The organism is Sphingobium agrisoli, assembly GCF_041877245.1.
Lineage (GTDB): Bacteria > Pseudomonadota > Alphaproteobacteria > Sphingomonadales > Sphingomonadaceae > Sphingobium.
In genome coordinates, this window is record NZ_JBHDJI010000010.1 from 1 (window position 1) to 16,977 (window position 16,977).

General features: G+C 65.7%; 17 protein-coding genes. 5 read left to right on the forward strand and 12 right to left on the reverse strand.

All coding sequences use genetic code 11. From position 1 onward, the window contains the following. Window positions 1-34: 34 nt before the first annotated feature. The 5 genes from ACETPF_RS15505 to ACETPF_RS15525 all read right to left on the reverse strand — a co-directional run bounded on the left by ACETPF_RS15505 (window position 35) and on the right by ACETPF_RS15525 (window position 3,127). A complete protein-coding gene (locus tag ACETPF_RS15505) occupies window positions 35-382 on the reverse strand; it encodes a PilZ domain-containing protein (RefSeq protein ID WP_373935455.1) in 348 nt (115 codons plus the stop codon). 202 nt (window positions 383-584) lie between these two features. After that, window positions 585-1,007 (reverse strand): ExbD/TolR family protein, encoded by a 423-nt coding sequence (locus tag ACETPF_RS15510; RefSeq protein WP_328281476.1) that lies wholly within the window; start codon window positions 1,005-1,007, stop codon window positions 585-587. Window positions 1,008-1,024: 17 nt separating this feature from the next. Beyond that, on the reverse strand, window positions 1,025-1,513 hold the full coding sequence (locus ACETPF_RS15515; protein ID WP_373935456.1) for an ExbD/TolR family protein: 489 nt from the start codon (window positions 1,511-1,513) through the stop codon (window positions 1,025-1,027). A gap of 123 nt (window positions 1,514-1,636) precedes the next feature. Then, entirely contained in the window at window positions 1,637-2,392 is a 756-nt protein-coding gene (locus tag ACETPF_RS15520) for a MotA/TolQ/ExbB proton channel family protein (protein ID WP_373935457.1), read from the reverse strand. Between the two features lie 72 nt (window positions 2,393-2,464). Further along, the gene (locus ACETPF_RS15525; RefSeq protein WP_373935458.1) at window positions 2,465-3,127 is read right to left on the reverse strand and encodes an energy transducer TonB; all 663 of its coding nucleotides are present in this window, start codon (window positions 3,125-3,127) and stop codon (window positions 2,465-2,467) included. A gap of 254 nt (window positions 3,128-3,381) precedes the next feature. Here ACETPF_RS15525 and ACETPF_RS15530 point away from each other — a divergent pair, with 254 nt between their 5' ends. Beyond that, window positions 3,382-4,254: a hypothetical protein gene (locus ACETPF_RS15530; protein WP_373935459.1), complete on the forward strand. Its 873-nt coding sequence runs from the start codon at window positions 3,382-3,384 to the stop codon at window positions 4,252-4,254. A gap of 80 nt (window positions 4,255-4,334) precedes the next feature. Continuing rightward, window positions 4,335-5,639 carry a homoserine dehydrogenase gene (locus ACETPF_RS15535; RefSeq protein WP_373935460.1) on the forward strand — a complete coding sequence of 435 codons (1,305 nt, stop codon included), beginning with the start codon at window positions 4,335-4,337 and terminating at the stop codon, window positions 5,637-5,639. 43 nt (window positions 5,640-5,682) lie between these two features. Here the strand turns inward: ACETPF_RS15535 and ACETPF_RS15540 are convergent, their stop codons facing one another. From ACETPF_RS15540 to ACETPF_RS15560, 5 genes are all read right to left on the reverse strand, one after another. Continuing rightward, a complete protein-coding gene (locus tag ACETPF_RS15540; RefSeq protein WP_373935461.1) occupies window positions 5,683-6,060 on the reverse strand; it encodes a MerC domain-containing protein in 378 nt (125 codons plus the stop codon). Window positions 6,061-6,138: 78 nt separating this feature from the next. Continuing rightward, complete coding sequence (locus tag ACETPF_RS15545) at window positions 6,139-7,917, reverse strand: sensor domain-containing diguanylate cyclase (protein ID WP_373935462.1); 1,779 nt, start codon at window positions 7,915-7,917, stop codon at window positions 6,139-6,141. 90 nt (window positions 7,918-8,007) lie between these two features. Further along, entirely contained in the window at window positions 8,008-8,385 is a 378-nt protein-coding gene (gene clpS / locus ACETPF_RS15550) for an ATP-dependent Clp protease adapter ClpS (protein ID WP_373935463.1), read from the reverse strand. A 137-nt stretch (window positions 8,386-8,522) separates the two neighbouring features. Further along, complete coding sequence (locus tag ACETPF_RS15555; protein WP_373935464.1) at window positions 8,523-9,383, reverse strand: phasin family protein; 861 nt, start codon at window positions 9,381-9,383, stop codon at window positions 8,523-8,525. A gap of 140 nt (window positions 9,384-9,523) precedes the next feature. Then, window positions 9,524-11,263, reverse strand: coding sequence for a PHA/PHB synthase family protein (locus ACETPF_RS15560; RefSeq protein ID WP_373935597.1), 1,740 nt, complete (start codon window positions 11,261-11,263; stop codon window positions 9,524-9,526). Window positions 11,264-11,404: 141 nt separating this feature from the next. Here ACETPF_RS15560 and ACETPF_RS15565 point away from each other — a divergent pair, with 141 nt between their 5' ends. The 3 genes from ACETPF_RS15565 (at window position 11,405) to ACETPF_RS15575 (ending at window position 13,714) form a co-directional block, all read left to right on the forward strand. Further along, window positions 11,405-12,616: an LL-diaminopimelate aminotransferase gene (locus ACETPF_RS15565; protein ID WP_373935465.1), complete on the forward strand. Its 1,212-nt coding sequence runs from the start codon at window positions 11,405-11,407 to the stop codon at window positions 12,614-12,616. Between the two features lie 76 nt (window positions 12,617-12,692). Beyond that, on the forward strand, window positions 12,693-13,175 hold the full coding sequence (locus ACETPF_RS15570; RefSeq protein ID WP_373935598.1) for a DUF2721 domain-containing protein: 483 nt from the start codon (window positions 12,693-12,695) through the stop codon (window positions 13,173-13,175). Then, a complete protein-coding gene (locus ACETPF_RS15575; RefSeq protein WP_373935466.1) occupies window positions 13,172-13,714 on the forward strand; it encodes a (2Fe-2S)-binding protein in 543 nt (180 codons plus the stop codon). The genes ACETPF_RS15570 and ACETPF_RS15575 overlap by 4 nt, the downstream gene beginning before the upstream one ends. Here the strand turns inward: ACETPF_RS15575 and ACETPF_RS15580 are convergent, their stop codons facing one another. After that, window positions 13,715-16,273 (reverse strand): HWE histidine kinase domain-containing protein, encoded by a 2,559-nt coding sequence (locus tag ACETPF_RS15580; protein ID WP_373935467.1) that lies wholly within the window; start codon window positions 16,271-16,273, stop codon window positions 13,715-13,717. After that, window positions 16,266-16,751, reverse strand: a complete 486-nt coding sequence (locus ACETPF_RS15585) for a biliverdin-producing heme oxygenase (RefSeq protein ID WP_373935468.1) — start codon at window positions 16,749-16,751, stop codon at window positions 16,266-16,268. The genes ACETPF_RS15580 and ACETPF_RS15585 overlap by 8 nt, the downstream gene beginning before the upstream one ends. Window positions 16,752-16,977: the final 226 nt, after the last annotated feature.

The window sequence follows — 16,977 nt, forward strand, 5'->3', positions numbered from 1 at the left end:
GATACCTTCAGTCCCGCCGAATGCCGCAATTATCTCACCAACTCGGGGTACGGATCAATCTAATGTCATCCGACTCTAGCCGGACGATATGGTCCAGGATGGCGGGATGCAGCGGCCGCTCGAAGGCGCAGCCCGCTTCATGCGCCTGCGCCCATGTGACCCGGGCGCGTCGCCCCTCGAACCCTGGCAGCATGATCCAGATGTCGCTGCCCACCATGAGTTTCATGAAGCTTTGCAGGCGAAAGCCGCTGACCGACACATCGGTGATGCGGCTGGTGAACCAGCTTTCGCCGGGCCGCCGCACCTTGACCGCGATCTGCACGTGGCGACGTTCCGCGGCCCGCGCTTTCCGGTCATATTCGAGAAGTCGTTCCGCACCCATGGCCCGTCGATCACGTCGCTTGCGGCGGCATAATCGGCCATGGAGGTAAGCAAAAGGTTAAGCGCCGCGCGCGCCGCGCACAAACGGAAAGGGCCGCCTGATGAGGCGGCCCTTGTCTCTTGGCATGATCGTAACAGGTCCGGTCCACAATCCCGGCGAAGCGGGAAGTCTTGGCACCGGTGCGGCGCGGAACCGTCAGCGATCAGAAATTGCCATATTGTTCGTTGCCGACGAAACCCAGCTTGGTCACGCCCGCACGCTTGATTTCCGCCAGCACCTCGTCAACGACGACATAGCGGGTCTGCGCGTCCGGCTGGAACTGGAGTTCCGGCTCGACCGGCAGCCGCAACGACTGCTGGAGATACTGACGCAGGGTCAGCAGGTCGATCGGCGATCCGTTCCACGTGATGACGCCACCTGCGTCGATCGCCACCTTGTTCTTGACCGGGTCGACGACGCTGTCGGTCGGCGGCGCGTTCTGCGGCAGGTCGATCTTCACCGCATGGGTCTGGATCGGGATGGTGATGATGAACATGATGAGGAGAACGAGCATGACGTCGATCAGCGGCGTCGTGTTCATTTCCACCATCGGTTCGCCGTCATCGCGGCCGGCACTCATTGCCATGGGAGACTACTCCTAGATTAAAGCCGCTGGACGCCCTGGCCCGGCTCCGGCTCGGAGATGAACCCGACCTTGGGGAAACCGGCCCGCTGCATCGTGTAGATGGTACCGCCGATGCAACGATAGGGGACGTTGATGTCGCCGCGGATATGCACTTCGGGCAGATCCTCAGGCGTCATATTCTCGACCCCGCCCGCCTTCTTGACGTCCGCTTCCAGCTTGGCGACGGCGCGATCGAGCAGTTCGCTCGAACTGACCGGCGTCATGCCCCAGAAGACAGCACAGCTGCCGTCGCTGGCCGCTGTCACCGAAAGCGACACATTTTCAGGCTTCGTCGTGGTCGGCTCGAACGCCACCTTGGGAAGCTGAAGATCGACCGACTGAACGACGACCGGGACCGCGATGAGAAAGATGATGAGCAACACCAGCATGACGTCGACGAGCGGCGTCGTGTTGATGTCGGACATCGGCTTGTCGTCACCGCCGTCTGAGCCAACACTCATTGCCATTGATATTATCCTAACCTTGGTGTCGATGGCGCCCCGTCATGGGAAGCGCGGGGGCCATGGTCGGCGGGGAACCGGGCGGTCGCAGCCGCCGCCCGGTCCCCTTCGCCGGCGTCAAGAGACCGATCAGGCCTTGGTCGGCGCGGCGGCCGGCTTGGCGGCGGGCGCAGCCGGGGCCGGAGCCAGGGTCGGCTTCACGGCGCCGTCCGAGACCAGATAGGCCAGCAGGTCGACGGTGAAGCCGTTGAGCTGCTCGGCGATCGCCTTGTTCCGGCGCTGCAGGAAGTTGTAGGCGAGCACCGCGGGAACCGCGACGGCCAGACCCAGCGCGGTCATGATGAGCGCTTCACCGACCGGGCCGGCGACCGCGTCGATCGACGCCTGACCGGCGGCGCCGATCTTGATGAGCGCGCGGTAGATACCGATAACGGTACCGAACAGACCGATGAACGGCGAGGTCGAACCGACCGTCGCGAGGAACGCCAGACCGCCGCCGAGCGACGAGTTGATCGCGCCTTCCGAACGCGCGAGCGAGCCGTGCAGCCAGTCATGCGCTTCGACCGGATCCTTGAGCTTGCTATGCTCTTCCTGCGCCTTGATCCCGTCATCGACGATCTGCTTGTACGCCGAGTTCTTTTCGAGCTTGGCAGCGCCTTCCTTGAGCGAACCGGCGCGCCAGAAGGTCGCGCGGACCTTCTTGCCCTGATTGATCACCTTCTGCTGTTCGATCAGCTTGGTGAACAGGATGTAGAAAGTGCCGATCGACATGCCGACCAGGATGATGAAGACGGTCCAGGCAATGGTGCCGCCCTGCTCAAGGGCTTCCCAAAGGCCATAGGGGTTTTCCGGCTTGGGGGCCGCGGCTGCGAGATGAATCAACATGTTCAAGACTTCCCTCTCAATAAGATCGTGCGGGGGGAAGGCGGCGGGGAGCGCCTGCCTTCCCGTTAAGGACTATTCCGGAATCTGCCACCGGATGCGCGTCGAATAGCTCGATGCGATCTTGTTACCGCCTGCATCCTCGGCCGGATTGAACCGTGCGCGCCGGGTGACCAGCTTGCAGGCTGTCTCGTCGAGTTCCGACGATCCGCTTGAGGATGTCACCGAGCAGTTGGTGACACGGCCGTCAGCGCCGACTTCCAGGCGGAGGCCAGTCGTACCCTGTTTTTCCTCACGCAAGGCGCGCGGCGGATAATCCTCCGGCGTTGCCCAGGAGCCAGGATTGCCGCGCGGCGACAGAGGCTTCGCGACCGAAGGCGGCGGCGGGGGCGCGGGCGGCGGCGGGGGCGGCGCGGCGACCGGAACCGGGTTGAACACCGGGGGCGGTGTCCGCACGGTCTGGATCGGCGGAGCCGGGGCCGGCGTCTGGACGATCGGCGGCGGGGCGACAACCGGCGGCGGCTCGACCGGCTGGTCTGGCGGCGGCGGCGGCGGCTCCTCGTCCGGTGGTGGCGGTTCCTCCTTCACGTCGATCACGTTCAGCTGTTCCGCCGCCTTTTTGACATATTTCATGCCAAGACCGGTGACGAAGGCATAGCCGAGAACAGCGTGAATCAGGGCGACGATGACGATCGATATCGTGCGACTCGATCCTTGCGAGTGGTCAGCATAGGCCATTCGGCAACGACACTCCTTAACTCAACTTACCAATGGTTTATACAAATCAGCCAAAAACGACCCTAGCTGGCCGGACTAATCCCGGTCACCTGTGGCCCCTATCCGTCCATTTGCTACCGCGCAAACTCCTATCGCGGCGCATCGTGGCACGCAAACGCTTTATCGATATGCACACTTGCGTTTACCAATTGGCATCGGAAAGACTTGCCTGTGACATCATTGCCACGGGCTGAAACAATAGGACGAAGCAGAAAATGAAACCCTCCATATGCCGTTCGACCTTTGGCCCGCTATGCCTCATTTCAGCCGCATATTCCGCAGTTTTCCCGGCCTCGGCGCAGGTCGAAAAAATGGTAGCGTCATCATCCGCGGTGCCCCAGTCCTTGTCCTATGCGGACATGGTGGACCTTGCCGAGCCCGCGCCTCTGGTTGCCAATGTGCGGATTCGCAACATCATAATGCTCAAGCCCGAGCAGGCGCCCGACGTCGCGCCGGGGCATCGGCGGCTGTTTGTCGAGGCCGATGTGACGGGCCTGATTCGCGGCGAAGGGGGCATCAGCCCGTCCGTCACCTATCTTTATGACGCGCCGGTGGACCGGCGCGGCAAGCCGCCCAAGCTCAAGAAGGCGCAGATGATCCTGTTCGCGCGCGGCGGCGGGCGGCCGGGCGAAATCCAGCTTATCGCCCCCGACGCCCAAATCCCTGCCACGGCCGATAGCGTGGCGCGCGTGAAGGCGGTGATCTCCAGCCTCGTCGCGCGGGACGCCCCGCCTCGGATATTGGGCCTGGGCGATGCATTCCATGTTGCGGGCACGATCGCGGGCGAGGGCGAAACGCAGATCTTCCTGCGGACCGAAAATGGCGATCCGGTCTCGCTCTCCATCCTCCGCCGGCCAGGACAGCCGCCGCGCTGGGCGGTTGCGCTCGGCGAGATCGTGGACGAGGCCGCGCGCCCGCCCGAACCCGGCAGCCTGCTCTGGTATCGCCTCGCCTGCGCCCTGCCGCCGACCCTGCCGGCGGCGTCGGTGCGATCGCTCCCGGTGCTGGACGCCGAGGCGGCGCGGGCGGACTATGCGGTCGTCATCCAGGCGCTGGGCCCTTGCGGCCGTACCCGCAACGCCGGCTGACTCTGTTTTCCTTGGACAGGCCGGCGCCGCCCGCTATCAGCGCGTCGACGCAAACGAGCCGCCAGGGAAGTAAAGCCGCCATGTCAAATCTACACCGCCATGCCCCGCTGCGCGTCGCGCTCGTCGGTCTCGGGACGGTGGGCGGCGGCGTCATCCGGCTGCTGGAGACCAATGGCGACCTGATCGCCCGCCGTGCCGGCTGCCCGATCCAGGTGGTCGCCATCTCCGCGCGCGATCGCAACAAGGATCGCGGCGTCGACCTCACCCCTTATGAATGGGTGGACGACATGACGACGCTGGCGACGCGCGACGATGTCGATGTGGTGGTCGAATTGATCGGTGGCGCGGATGGCCCTGCCCTGACGCTAGCGCGCCAATGCCTCACCCTTGGCAAGCCCTTCGTCACGGCGAACAAGGCGATGCTGGCGCATCATGGCCTCGACCTCGCCCGCCTCGCCGAACAGGGCGGCATCGCGCTCAAATATGAAGCGGCTGTCGCGGGCGGCATCCCGGTCATCAAGGGGATGCGCGAGGGCGCGGCGGCGAACGAGATCGCCCGGGTCTACGGCATCCTCAACGGCACCTGCAATTACATCCTGACCACGATGGAGAAGGAAGGGCGCGACTTTGCCGAGGTGCTGAAGGAGGCGCAGGAACTGGGCTATGCCGAGGCCGATCCAAGCTTCGATATCGACGGGGTGGACGCCGCGCACAAGCTCAGCATTCTCGCCAGTCTCGCCTTCGGCACCGAACTGGATTTCGGCGCGGTCGCCACCACCGGCATCCGCCACGTCATCGCCGCCGACATTGCCGAAGCGGCCACATTGGGCTTTCGCATCCGCCTGGTCGGCATGGCGCAAAATGGGCCGGAAGGCTTGTTCCAGCGCGTCCATCCGATGCTGGTGCCATTCGACCACCCGCTCGCCCATGTCGACGGATCGCTGAACGCGGTCGTGGCCGAGGGGAACTTCGTCGGTCGCCTCTTCTTCCAGGGGCGGGGCGCGGGCGACGGTCCGACCGCGTCCGCCGTGGTCGCTGATCTGATCGACGTGGCGCGCGACGAATATGGCGACGCCTTCGCCATGCCGGTCGCCGCGCTGCTGCCCCAGCACAAGGCGGACGCCGGCGCGCGGATCGGCCGCGCCTATCTGCGTTTCAAGGTGCAGGACCGGCCCGGCGTGCTCGCCGAGATCGCGGCGGCGACCCGCGATGCCGGGGTCTCGATCGAATCGATGATCCAGCGCGGCGCGAGCCAGAGCGAGGGGGTGCTGGTGGCGATCGTGACCCATGCGGGGCAGGAGCGCTGTGTGCGCGACACGCTCGACCGGCTGGCCGGATCGGACAGCCTGCTCGATACGCCGATGGTGATGCACATATTGGACTGAGGCCAGGGCGGCCGGCTGGCCGCCAAAGCGGCCGAAAGTCGGGTCAGCGCCCCGCGCGATGATTGAGATCGTGACCCAGCGCCAATATGCCGACGCCGATCAGCGTATAGACGCTTTCCTGCCAGCCATGGTCCATGGTGAGCGCCCCCGCCATAACGCCCAGCCCCAGCGATCCGATCGCCGCCGGCATCATATAGCCATGGACGATCGCGCCATGGCCAAGCGCGATTGCGCCGAGCAGGATCGCGAGCACCAACCCGGCCTCATGAAAGATCGGGCTTTCGAAGACGCCGCCAGCCGAGGCCAGCAACCCCAGGATGACGGCGGTCGCAAAGCAGTGCGCGACGCACAGCCCCGAAAGCGCGATCGCGATCCGATCGATCCGGCCGGTCATCAGCGCATGGCGGAGCGTTAGCTTCATCGTGGGCGGTACATAGGCCAGGCCATCTAAAGTTACAACATATCATTGTGAATAAAAGCGGGTGGCCGGCGTCTCGGTTCAGGCAGCAAGGCGCAGGCAGTTTCGGCCGCTATGCTTGGCGCGGTACAGCGCCTTGTCCGCCGCTTCCAGCATCGCCGAGCGCGGCGACGCGCCATCGAGCGCGACCAGCCCGGCGCTGAAGGTCACGAGCACCGCTTCATCCTCCGCGACCGGCACGGGATCGGCCAAGCGGGCCCGCAACCGCTCGCACAATGCGCTCGACCGGTCGATGTCGATGTCGACCAGCAGGATGGCGAATTCCTCGCCGCCCAGCCGACCGATGCTATCGCCCGCGCGCAGGCCCGGCCGCAGCCGCTCGACAAAGGCGCTCAGCACCCGGTCGCCCGCGCCATGGCCGTAGCGGTCATTGACCGACTTGAAATGATCGAGGTCGATGAGCAGCAGGCAGGATCGCGCGCCAGCCCTCGCCCGATCAATCTCGCGGTCCAGTTTCTCCAGGAAAGCGCGGCGGCTGTCCGCGCCGGTCAGCGAATCGCGTGCGGCCGCCTGCTGGAGGATATCCTGCCGCGCCTTGTGCTTGGATATGTCGCGGACCGTGCTCACGACGCCGGACGGCCGGCCGCGCTCGTCCACGACGGCGCGGGTCACCATCTCGCACCAGATGGTGACGCTGGACGATAGATGCGGGCGGAACTCGACCCTGTGCGCGCTGCCCGGCCCCGCAAGTGCGCTGCGATGCGCCAGGATGACGGCGGCGCGGTCCTGCGGGTCGACCAGGTTGCTGGCCGCCTGGCCCACCAGCAGGTCGGGCGCGCAGCCGATCTGTTCATGCGCGGAAGGGGAGGCATAGAGGATCGTGCCGTCGATGCTGAGGTTGAGGACGACGTCGCCGCTATGCTCGGCGATCGCGCGAAAGCGGGTCTCGCTGTCGGCCAGCATCTCGAACAGCCGCCGCCGCATGGTGAGTTCGGCGGCGACCGGCATGCAAAGCAGGAAGCTCAGCGCCAGATAGAATTGAAAGAACTGCACCCGCTGACCCATATTCTCGCCGACCAGCATCAGCGGTCCTTGTCCCGACATCGTGGCGGTGCCGCCCACCATGGCAAGGATGATGACCGAGGCGGCGGTCCCTATCTGACCGACCCGGAATGCGATCAGCACCAGCGGCAGGAGCGGCGCGAACAGCAGCGGGTAGCGCGCCCAGTAAAAGACGTGGACAACGGCCAGCGTGAAGGCCAGCAGCAGCGCCGCCGCCTCGATCTTGGACGCGGTGGGATTTTCGCGCCACCAGCGACCCGCCTCGCCCTGGAGCATCATGATGAGAATCGGGGCGAAGACCAGCCCCCCCAGCACATGGCCGCTATACCATTGCAGGAAGGAGTGGCCAAAGGAGACCGGCGTCAGCAGGGCGGCCACGCTCGCGGCGAGCAGCCCGGCCACGACATTGGCGACGCCGCACAGCGCGACGATGAAGACCAGCAGCGGCCGGGTCGACCCGATTACCCGATGATCCGGCACGAAACGGCGGCACAGGATCGCGACGATCAGTGCCTCCAATATGTTGATCGCCGCCATCGGCACCGCTGCGAGCGGCCCCATGCCGAGCAGCGCCGTCGCGGCCGCGCTGGCCGGCGCGCAGGCGAGCAACGCGCGAGGCCAATGGCGCCGCCGCGAGGTCAGCAGTTCGGCCATCAGAAAGGCGTTCGCGCCCCAGATGAAGGCCAGGCCGCCTTCGAAGCGCGACACCATGAGCGCCGCGCAGGCGGCCACGAAATAGATGATGCCGGTCGCGATCGGCGACAGGGGAGAAGGATGGCGAAGAACGGGCCGCGGCATAGGCGGCGAGTATTAGACCGCCATCCTTAACAAACACTCACGACCGGTGGCGGCAGGGGCCGCGTAACCTGAAGCCCGGTCTGTCTGATGTCAGGCCTTTTCCAGTGTGCATTGCAGCGGGTGCTGGTTTTGCCGCGCGAAGTCCATGACCTGATTGACCTTCGTCTCGGCGACTTCATAGCTGAAGATGCCGCACACGCCCACGCCGCGCTGATGGACATGCAGCATCACCCGGGTCGCCTCCTCCATATCCATGCGGAAGAAGCTCTGGAGCACATGGACGACGAACTCCATCGGCGTGTAGTCGTCGTTCAGCATCAACACCTTGTAGAGCGAGGGCTTCTTGGTGCGGGCGCGGGTCCGCGTGGCGATGCCGACGCCCGGACCGCCGGGCCTGTCGCCCTGATCGTCCTGGTCCCGGCCCGCCATCAGTACGGGGCCTGCATAAAGTTGCGCTTCATCTGTCATGATGGTCGAGAATATGGCGATTCGGGCCGCCATGGCAAGGGGCCTGCCGCCGCCCGTTGCCGCCGATGCACCAAAGACAAAGGGCGCCCCTCCTGCCGGAGAGACGCCCTTCATGCCCTGTTACTGGCGTCAGGCGATCAAGCCGCCAGCGACTTCACCTTGTCGGTGACCAAGGTGACGCGCGCGGTGAGCGGCTGGGCCACGTCGCCCGCCAGCTTGACCATCGCTTCGCTATGCTTGGCCGCTTCCTTGGTGAAGTCGTCGAAGCTGGACGAGAGCATCTGGCTCTGGAGCTGGAAGAACTCGGTCGGGGTCTTGACGGTCGAGAAGCTCTTGAACGAGGCGGTCGCCTTCTCGAAGCTCTTGCGGGTGTAGTCGACCGCTTCCTGGCCGAGCACTTCGATGCCCTTGGCCGCGATCTTGCCGGCTTCGACCATCGCTTCGACATTGCCCTTGGCGATGTCGCTCATTTCCTCGATCGCCTTGGTCGACTTCTCGACATGCGCCTTGGTCTTCTCGTTGAAGTCGGCATAGGCGGTTTCGAACTTGGCCTTGGTGTCCTCGGCGAATTTCTTTCCGGTTTCGATCACGTCGTTCATCATCGTGGTTCCTTCTAATGCGGGCAGCGGCACTGCGTCTTCGATTGCCGTTTCCGGCAGGCTTTTACTGGCGCCGGGAAGCGGTGCTTCCAGTTCGGCTTCGGGTTCTGGGGCCGCATCGACCGCCGTGGTCGCTGCGATCACCGCCACCTGATCCGTCGGCGCAGGCGGCGGAGGCGGCGTTTCCTTGGGTTCTTCCGGCGCGGGCGGGGGTGCCTTGCGCGACGGATTGGTATCGATCGGCTTCACCGCCGCCTGGACCGCCTTGCGCGCGGGCTTGGCGGCGACTGGCGGAGCGATAGCGGTTTCCGCAGCCTTCAAAACTTCACTCGCCGACAGGGTCGCGGACGCCGCCTTGGGACGTCCGGGCCTTCTGCCGGGCTTCGGGGTATCGGCCATGACCATCCTCCGTTTGTTGCAGTGCACAATATAGAAAGGCGTAGGCTATTGCAAGGGATATTGTGCACTGCAACAAAAGTGCCATGGGCGGTTTGCCGCAGCCCGGGCGCAGCCTGTCGCAGCCTCGGAAAATCGAGGCTTTACCGGCTCTTGACGTAGCGACCCGGCGCGTCCTCGATCGCCTTGAGCCTGCCGCCGCCGGGCACCCGCGCGCCCTTAACCGGCACGGCGCGCGAATCGACGCTCTCGATCCAGGCGCGCCAGTCGGGCCACCAGCTGCCCTTGGTCTCCTTCGCCGCCGAGAGGAACGCCTCCAGCGTCGGTTGGGGCACATCGCAGGCCCAATATTGATATTTCATCGCCGCCGGCGGATTGACCACGCCGGCGATATGGCCCGATCCTGCGAGCAGAAATCGCGTCGGCCCGGCGAAATGCTCGGTCAGCTTCCACACGCTTTCCAGCGGCGCGATATGGTCCTCCCGGCCTGCCTGGACATAGGCCGGGGTCGTGATGCGGGTGAGATCGATGGGCGTGCCCGCGATAGTGATCGCGCCGGGCACCACCAGCAGATTGTCGCGATAGAGCTGGGTCAGATAATCGCGGTGCCAGCGCGCCGGCAGGTTGGTCGTGTCGCCATTCCAGTAGAGCAGGTCGAAGGGCGGATAATCCTGCCCGAGCAGGTAATTGTTGACCACATAGTTCCATATGAGGTCGCGCCCGCGCAGGAGGTTGAAGGTCGCGGCCATGTAGCGCCCGTCGAGGAAACCGCCCGCCGACAGCTGCTCCACCAGCTTCATCTGTTCATCGTCGACGAACAGCGTCAGGTCGCCCGCCTTGCTGAAATCGACCTGCGCGGTGAAGAAGGTGGCGCTCGCCACCTTGCCCGCCTCCCCGCGCGCGGCGAGCAACGCCAGCGTCGCGGCGAGCGTGGTGCCCGCCACGCAGTAGCCAATGGTATGGACGCTCTCCACCCCCAGCAGATCGCGCACCGTGTCGATCGCGTCGATCTGCCCGTCGATGATATAATCATCCCAGACCAAATCCTTCATCGACGCATCGGCCGACTTCCAGGACACGAGGAAGACGCTCAGGCCCTGATCCACCGCCCATTTGACGAAGCTCTTCTCGGGCGAGAGATCGAGGATGTAGAAGCGGTTGATCCACGGCGGGAAGATGAGGAGCGGCGTTTCCAGCACCGTATCGGTCGAGGGCGCATAATGGATCAGCTGGTAGAGCGGCGTTTCATGGATCACCTTGCCAGGCGTCGAGGCGATGTTACGGCCCAGCTCGAACGCGGTGCCGTCGGTATGGGTGAGCTGGCCCTTCTCCATGTCGGCCAGCATATGGTTGAGCCCCTTGACCAGATTCTCGCCACCGCTCTCGATCGTCTTCTGCACGACCTGGGGGTTGGTGAAGGCGAAATTGCTGGGCGCGATCGCGTCGAGCAGGCCGGTCGTCGCGAAGCGCAGCTTGGCCTTCTGCTTGGCATCCACCCCGTCGACCGCGTCAGCCATCTTCAGAAGATAGTCGGAGAGCAGGAGGTAGCTTTGGCGGATCAGGTCGTAGAAGGGATGTTCGGTCCAGGCGGGATCGGCGAAGCGCCGGTCCTTGCGCGCGGCGGGACTGTCCGCCGGGGCGGGCTCAGGCCGGTCGCGCAGCAGCCCGCCCGAATCGAGGAAGCGCTGCCACAGCGCCAGCCCTTCGTCGGCGAAGCTGCTCTGGATGCGGGCGACGATCTCGGGGTCGAATGGCGGCGCCTGGCCGGTGAGACCGGCGGCCTGCTCCAGCATCAACTGCTGAGCGCGGCCGATGACTTGCGTCCATTGCTGCATGTCGGTGAGGGTCGGCAGCCGCGGTTCCAGAATGTCGTTCTGTTCCATGGCCACTGTCCTCCTCCTGGCATCGGTGCGCGGACCGCTTTCTCTGGCGCGCCGTTCGACGGCCGGTTATAGCGCGAATGTGACGCCCAAACGGCGCGTGACGCACTATTCCCTACCGAGAGCTTTCAGGAAAGCCCCATAATGTCCGAAGAATTCTACCGCATGAAGCGCCTGCCGCCCTATGTCATCGCCGAAGTCAACGCGATGCGGGCCGCCGCGCGGGCCGCGGGCGAGGACATTATCGACCTTGGCATGGGCAATCCCGACCTGCCGCCCCCCGATCATGTCATCGCGAAGCTGATCGAGGTGGCGCAGAAGCCGAGCGCGCATGGCTATTCGCAGTCGCGCGGGATTCCGGGGCTGCGCAAGGCGCAGGCCAACTATTATGGCCGCCGCTTCGGCGTCGATATCGACCCGGAAACCGAAGTCGTCGTCACCATGGGATCGAAGGAAGGGCTGGCCAGCCTGGCGACCGCGATCACCGAGCCGGGCGACGTGGTGCTGGCCCCCAATCCCAGCTACCCCATCCACACCTTCGGCTTCATCATCGCCGGCGCGACGATCCGGTCGGTGCCCACGACGCCGGACGAGAATTATTTCCGCTCATTGGATCGCGCCATGGCCTTCACCGTGCCGCGCCCCTCGATCCTGGTGGTGAACTATCCCTCCAACCCGACGGCGGAGACAGTGGACCTCGCCTTCTACGAGCGGCTGGTCGCCTGGGCGAAGGAAAACAAGGTCTGGGTGCTCTCCGATCTGGCTTATTCCGAACTCTATTATGACGGCAACCCGACTCCCTCGATCCTCCAGGTGCCCGGCGCGAAGGACGTCGCGATCGAATTCACCTCGCTCAGCAAGACCTATTCCATGGCCGGCTGGCGCATGGGCTTCGCGGTAGGCAACCGCAAGCTGATCGCGGCGATGACGCGGGTGAAATCCTATCTCGACTATGGCGCGTTCACGCCGATCCAGGCGGCGGCCTGCGCCGCGCTCAACGGGCCGCAGGACATTGTCGAGAAGAACCGCCAGCTGTATCACAAGCGCCGGGACGTGCTGGTGGAGAGTTTCGGCCGCGCGGGGTGGGACATTCCCCCGGCGCGTGCATCGATGTTCTGCTGGGCACCCCTGCCGCCGGCATTGAAGGACATGGGGTCGCTGGAGTTTTCCAAGCAACTGCTCACCCACGCCAAGGTCGCGGTCGCGCCGGGCGTCGGCTATGGCGAGGATGGCGAGGGTTTCGTGCGCATCGCCATGGTCGAGAATGAGCAGCGGCTGCGGCAGGCGGCACGCAACATCAAGGCCTATCTCAAGTCGATGGGCGTCAACACGCCGTCCTCGAAGGGCGCGGCTTGATTTCTTCGTCTGCCCTTCTGTTGCCCGGCGAAGGCCGGGTAACAAGCACAAGACGCGGCGCGCCTGAGCCATGACCATGATCCCCGCCCTGCCCCAGGTCAGCCAGGTCGCGCAGACGATCCAGCTGGCGCTGGCCCCGGTGTTCCTGCTGGCGGGCATCGGCGCGTTCCTTAACGTCTGCGTCGGCCGACTGGCGCGGATCATCGATCGCGCGCGCACGGTCGAAGGGCTGGTGCTGTCCACGCGCGGCAAGGAGCATGACCGGATGGTCGCCGAAATACAGGTGCTCGACCGAAGGATGAGCGTGGTCAACGGGTCCATCTTCCTGTCGGTCGCGTCCGCTTGCGCGGTCTGCCTCGTCGTCATCCTGCTGTTCGCCGGCAATCTGTTCGGCGCGCATCTGGGCACGCCGATCGCGGTGCTGTTCAGCCTGTCGATGCTGTTGCAGGCGGGCGGCTTTGCGACCTTCATCCTCGAAATCCGCTTGGGGTCGAAGATCATCCATGTCCGCAACGAAGTCCTCTACCACAAGGTGGAGGAGGACGAGAGGGCCGGATGACGAAGTTCACCGTCAACGACCGCCCCGTCCAGTATCGCATGGACCCGGACACGCCCCTGCTTTGGGCGCTGCGCGACGCGTCGAACCTCACCGGCACCAAATATGGCTGCGGCACGGGCGATTGCGGCGCGTGCACCGTGGACATAGACGGCGAGGCGGTACGCTCCTGCCAGGTGACGATCGGCAAGACCGAAGGCCGGTTCGTCACCACGATCGAGGCGCTGTCGCCCGATCGCGGCCATCCGCTGCAACAGGCGTTCGCGGCGGACAATGTCTCGCAATGCGGATATTGCATCCCCGGCATCATCATGGCGGCGTCGGTATTGCTGCGCCGGACCAACGATCCGTCCGACGAGGATATCGACGGCGCGATCACCAACATCTGCCGCTGCGGCGTCTATCCGCGGCTGCGCGGCGCGATCAGGCGCGCGGGACGGATCATGCGCGGCGAGGAGCAAATCGCCGCCGCCCCGCCGCCAGGGATCACGCCGCAGGACGCCGCGCGCACCGTGCCGGCGCTCGGCCAGCCTAAGCCCTAGTCAGCCCGCGATCAACGGCGCGAGCGCCTGCGCCAGGGTCGCGCCCGAATAGGGCTTCTTGACCAGCGTGACATGCGCGAAGCGCGCCGGCAGCCCCAGCCCGTCGCCATAGCCGGTCGCGAAAATGAAAGGCACGCCGCGCTCGGCCAGCAGGTCGGCGACCGGCAGGCTGGTTTCGCTGCCAAGGTTGAAGTCCAGCACCGCCAGGTCGACCGGCCCCAGCGCGATCGCCTCGCGCGCGCGGCCGATGCTGGCGGCGGTCTGCACCTCCGCCCCCAGATCGCGCAGCGCATCCTCGCCGTCCATGGCGATGATCATATTATCCTCGACCAGCAGCACCTGCCGGTCCTTCAGCAGCCCCGGCGACGCCGCCGCGACGGGCTTGACGCGCTCGCCCTCGACCGGGTCGGGCAGCACCGCGACGACATGACGCGACGGGATGCAGAAATGCGCCTCGATCCCCGCGAGCCGATAGTTGATCTGGGCATCGCCCCCCAGGTCATAGGGGATGGACCGCTCGATCACCGTCGATCCGAACCCGCGCCGCGTCGGCGCGACGACCGCCGGGCCGCCACTTTCGGTCCAGTCGAGGAGCAGGCTGCCATCCTCATCCACCCGCCATGCGATCGTCACCGTCCCGCTATCCGACAGCGCGCCATATTTCGCGGCGTTGGTCAGCATCTCGTGGATCACCAGCGCCATGACCGTGAAGCAGCCGGGGGTCAGCAGCACATTGGGGCCGGACGCCCGCACCCGGTCGCGCTTCTCACCCAGATAGGCGCCTGCCTCGACCTCTATGAGGTCGTAGAGCCGCGCCGGCGCCCACCGGTCGGCGGTGATCTGGTCATGCGCGCGGGCCAGCGCCTGGACGCGGCTTTCGAGCGTGCCGACAAACTCCTCCACCGTTCGCGCGCTGTCGCGCGTTTGCGACAGCAGCCCGCGGATCAGCGACAAGATGTTGCGGACCCGGTGGTTGAGTTCGGCGATCAGCAATTCCTGCTTCTCGTGCGCCCGCTGCCGCTCCGCATCGACCGAGTCGGACAGGCGCAGCACCACTTCAAGCAAGGCGGTGCGCAGCGCTTCGGCAACGCGCAGCTCGGCGGCGGAGAAAGGCAAGGCTGTGCCCTGCACCATCTGCGACCAGGCGGCAAAGCTCTTGCGGGGGCTGAGGCGAGGGCCGTCCGGCCCCTCCTCCACATGCTTGTCCTGCTGCCCCGCCCAGCGGACCGCGCGCAGCTGCTCGGCCCGGAACAGCAGCACATAGTCGCGCGGCCGGCGCGACAGCGGGATCGCCAGCACGCCCGCCGCCCGATCGGCGTAGGCGGCGGCTTCGGGGAGGATGCCGCTCAGGCAATCGGTGGTATAGACCTGGCTCGCCGCAACCCGGTTCATCATGTTGACGATGGCGGCGAAGGCGGTCTCATCCGGCGTCAGACCAGACAGCGTCATCTGCCCGTCGATATAGACGCCCACGCCATCGGCCGGGATGGTGTCGAAGATGATGTCGCCCAGCCAGCCGGCGTTATGCAGCAACTCGCTGTCCTGCGCCACGGCGGCGAGCAGTCGGTCGGCGACCTGCCGCGCCTTCCCCTCATATTCGGCGGTCTCGGCCCGCTCGCGGCTTTCGAGCATCATCGAGAAGATCTGGCCGAACAGTTCGGCCGCGCTGCGCTGCGCGAAGGTCGGCAGGCGCGGGGCATAATGGTGGCAGGCGAACAGCCCCCAGAGCTTGCCCTGCACGATGATCGAGATGGAGAGCGATGCGCCCACGCCCATGTTGCGCAGATATTCGATATGGATCGGCGACACCGCGCGCGTCAAGCACAGCGACATGTCAAGCGCCACCCCGGCGGGATCGAGCTGCGGCACCACCGGCACCGGCGGCGCATCGACATCGGCGATCACCCGGAAGATGTTGCGAACGTAGAGCGCACGCGCCTGCTGCGGAATGTCGGAGGCAGGATAGTGCAGGCCGAAGAAGCTCTCCACGCCCGGTCGCAGCGCTTCGGCCACCACCTCGCCGTCGCCGCCCTGGGCGAAGCGATAGACCATCACCCGGTCGAACCCGGTGAGCGCGCGCACCTGCCGCGCGCCATCGCGCAGAAACGCCGCCATGCTGCCGGTTTGCGCCAGCCGCGAAACCATCGAGCGTACCGTGCTGCTCGCCTCCATCTCGTCATGGCTGGCGCGTTCGGCCTCGATCACCACCAGCGCGCCGGAAAAATGCACCGCCACGTCGAACAGCGGCCCGCCCGCGACCAATTGGAGCGAGAAGAGCCGCTCAACGGCATCGGGACCGCGCAGCAGGGTGATTCGGTTCCGCAGCGAATGCAGCGCGTCGCTGGTCATGATCGTGGCGATCGGCTTGCCGAGCAGCTCTTCGGGCGGCAGGCCGATGAAGTCGGCGCAGTTGGCCGACGCGCGCGACACCAGCCAGTCAGCGGTCAGCGCGATCAGGAAACCGAAGGGCTGGACCGTCCCCAGGACATGGATCGGCTCGCGATCGCAATTGGTGAGGTCCACGGCAAAGCCGGCGCCGTCATCCACTGCCTCAGCCATGGGCGGTTTCCAGCCCGGCCTCACCGGCCTCCGCAAACAGGGCGAAGGCCGCCCGCGCGCCGATCACGGCGTCGTCAAGCCAATGTTCGCCCCCTTCGGCCGCAGCTTCGTCCATGACCTGCTGGAACCGCGCCCATTCGCCCTTGCCATGGGCGGCGGACAGATAGGCTTTGGGCAGCCCCTCGGCCACCTGACGGGCGAGCATCGCGCCGCCCAGGCGCGATCCTTCCAGCGCATAGCGCAGCCCCCAGACGAACCCGGAAGCGCCGGACGCGGCAACCGGCAAGGCGGGAGGACAGGCGGAGCCGAGCGCCGCGAGATCCTGCTTCAGCAGCGGCAGGCGCGGCACAGCGGGCGTGGTCAGCGCCTCCAGCGCGCCGACGGCTCGGGCGTGCGCGGTCAGGAAGGCTTGATAGTCCGACAACGATTCGAGGCTATAGCGTCCAAAAACGGCATCCACCCGCTCATGGTCGTCCACTGTTGCCGCGCGCAAGGCCTGGCGAATCCGGCCAGCATCGGAATTTATTCTCACGCGACGGTCCTAGGGGCAGCGCAACGCCAGCGCTCTAATCTACATCAAGCTTATGAAGGTTGAAACTGGCCTGATCCGCTATTTGATCCTAATTTGGCGGAGACCATCGGGGAAAAAGCTTTCGGAAGGCTGACGGTCAGGTTCAGCCGAACGACATCGCCTGCATCGTAGA

Bases quoted from the DNA above. Each gene is read 5' to 3' on its own strand.
- ACETPF_RS15510 (WP_328281476.1), bottom strand. From the start codon at position 1,007: ATGGCAATGAGTGCCGGCCGCGATGACGGCGAACCGATGGTGGAAATG.
- ACETPF_RS15560 (WP_373935597.1), bottom strand. From the start codon at position 11,263: ATGGAACAGAACGACATTCTGGAACCGCGGCTGCCGACCCTCACCGAC.
- ACETPF_RS15505 (WP_373935455.1), bottom strand. From the start codon at position 382: ATGGGTGCGGAACGACTTCTCGAATATGACCGGAAAGCGCGGGCCGCG.
- ACETPF_RS15515 (WP_373935456.1), bottom strand. From the start codon at position 1,513: ATGGCAATGAGTGTTGGCTCAGACGGCGGTGACGACAAGCCGATGTCC.
- ACETPF_RS15555 (WP_373935464.1), bottom strand. From the start codon at position 9,383: ATGGCCGATACCCCGAAGCCCGGCAGAAGGCCCGGACGTCCCAAGGCG.
- ACETPF_RS15565 (WP_373935465.1), top strand. From the start codon at position 11,405: ATGTCCGAAGAATTCTACCGCATGAAGCGCCTGCCGCCCTATGTCATC.
- ACETPF_RS15525 (WP_373935458.1), bottom strand. From the start codon at position 3,127: ATGGCCTATGCTGACCACTCGCAAGGATCGAGTCGCACGATATCGATC.
- ACETPF_RS15545 (WP_373935462.1), bottom strand. From the start codon at position 7,917: ATGCCGCGGCCCGTTCTTCGCCATCCTTCTCCCCTGTCGCCGATCGCG.
- ACETPF_RS15530 (WP_373935459.1), top strand. From the start codon at position 3,382: ATGAAACCCTCCATATGCCGTTCGACCTTTGGCCCGCTATGCCTCATT.
- ACETPF_RS15575 (WP_373935466.1), top strand. From the start codon at position 13,172: ATGACGAAGTTCACCGTCAACGACCGCCCCGTCCAGTATCGCATGGAC.
- ACETPF_RS15580 (WP_373935467.1), bottom strand. From the start codon at position 16,273: ATGGCTGAGGCAGTGGATGACGGCGCCGGCTTTGCCGTGGACCTCACC.
- ACETPF_RS15535 (WP_373935460.1), top strand. From the start codon at position 4,335: ATGTCAAATCTACACCGCCATGCCCCGCTGCGCGTCGCGCTCGTCGGT.
- clpS (WP_373935463.1), bottom strand. From the start codon at position 8,385: ATGACAGATGAAGCGCAACTTTATGCAGGCCCCGTACTGATGGCGGGC.
- ACETPF_RS15520 (WP_373935457.1), bottom strand. From the start codon at position 2,392: ATGTTGATTCATCTCGCAGCCGCGGCCCCCAAGCCGGAAAACCCCTAT.
- ACETPF_RS15570 (WP_373935598.1), top strand. From the start codon at position 12,693: ATGATCCCCGCCCTGCCCCAGGTCAGCCAGGTCGCGCAGACGATCCAG.
- ACETPF_RS15540 (WP_373935461.1), bottom strand. From the start codon at position 6,060: ATGAAGCTAACGCTCCGCCATGCGCTGATGACCGGCCGGATCGATCGG.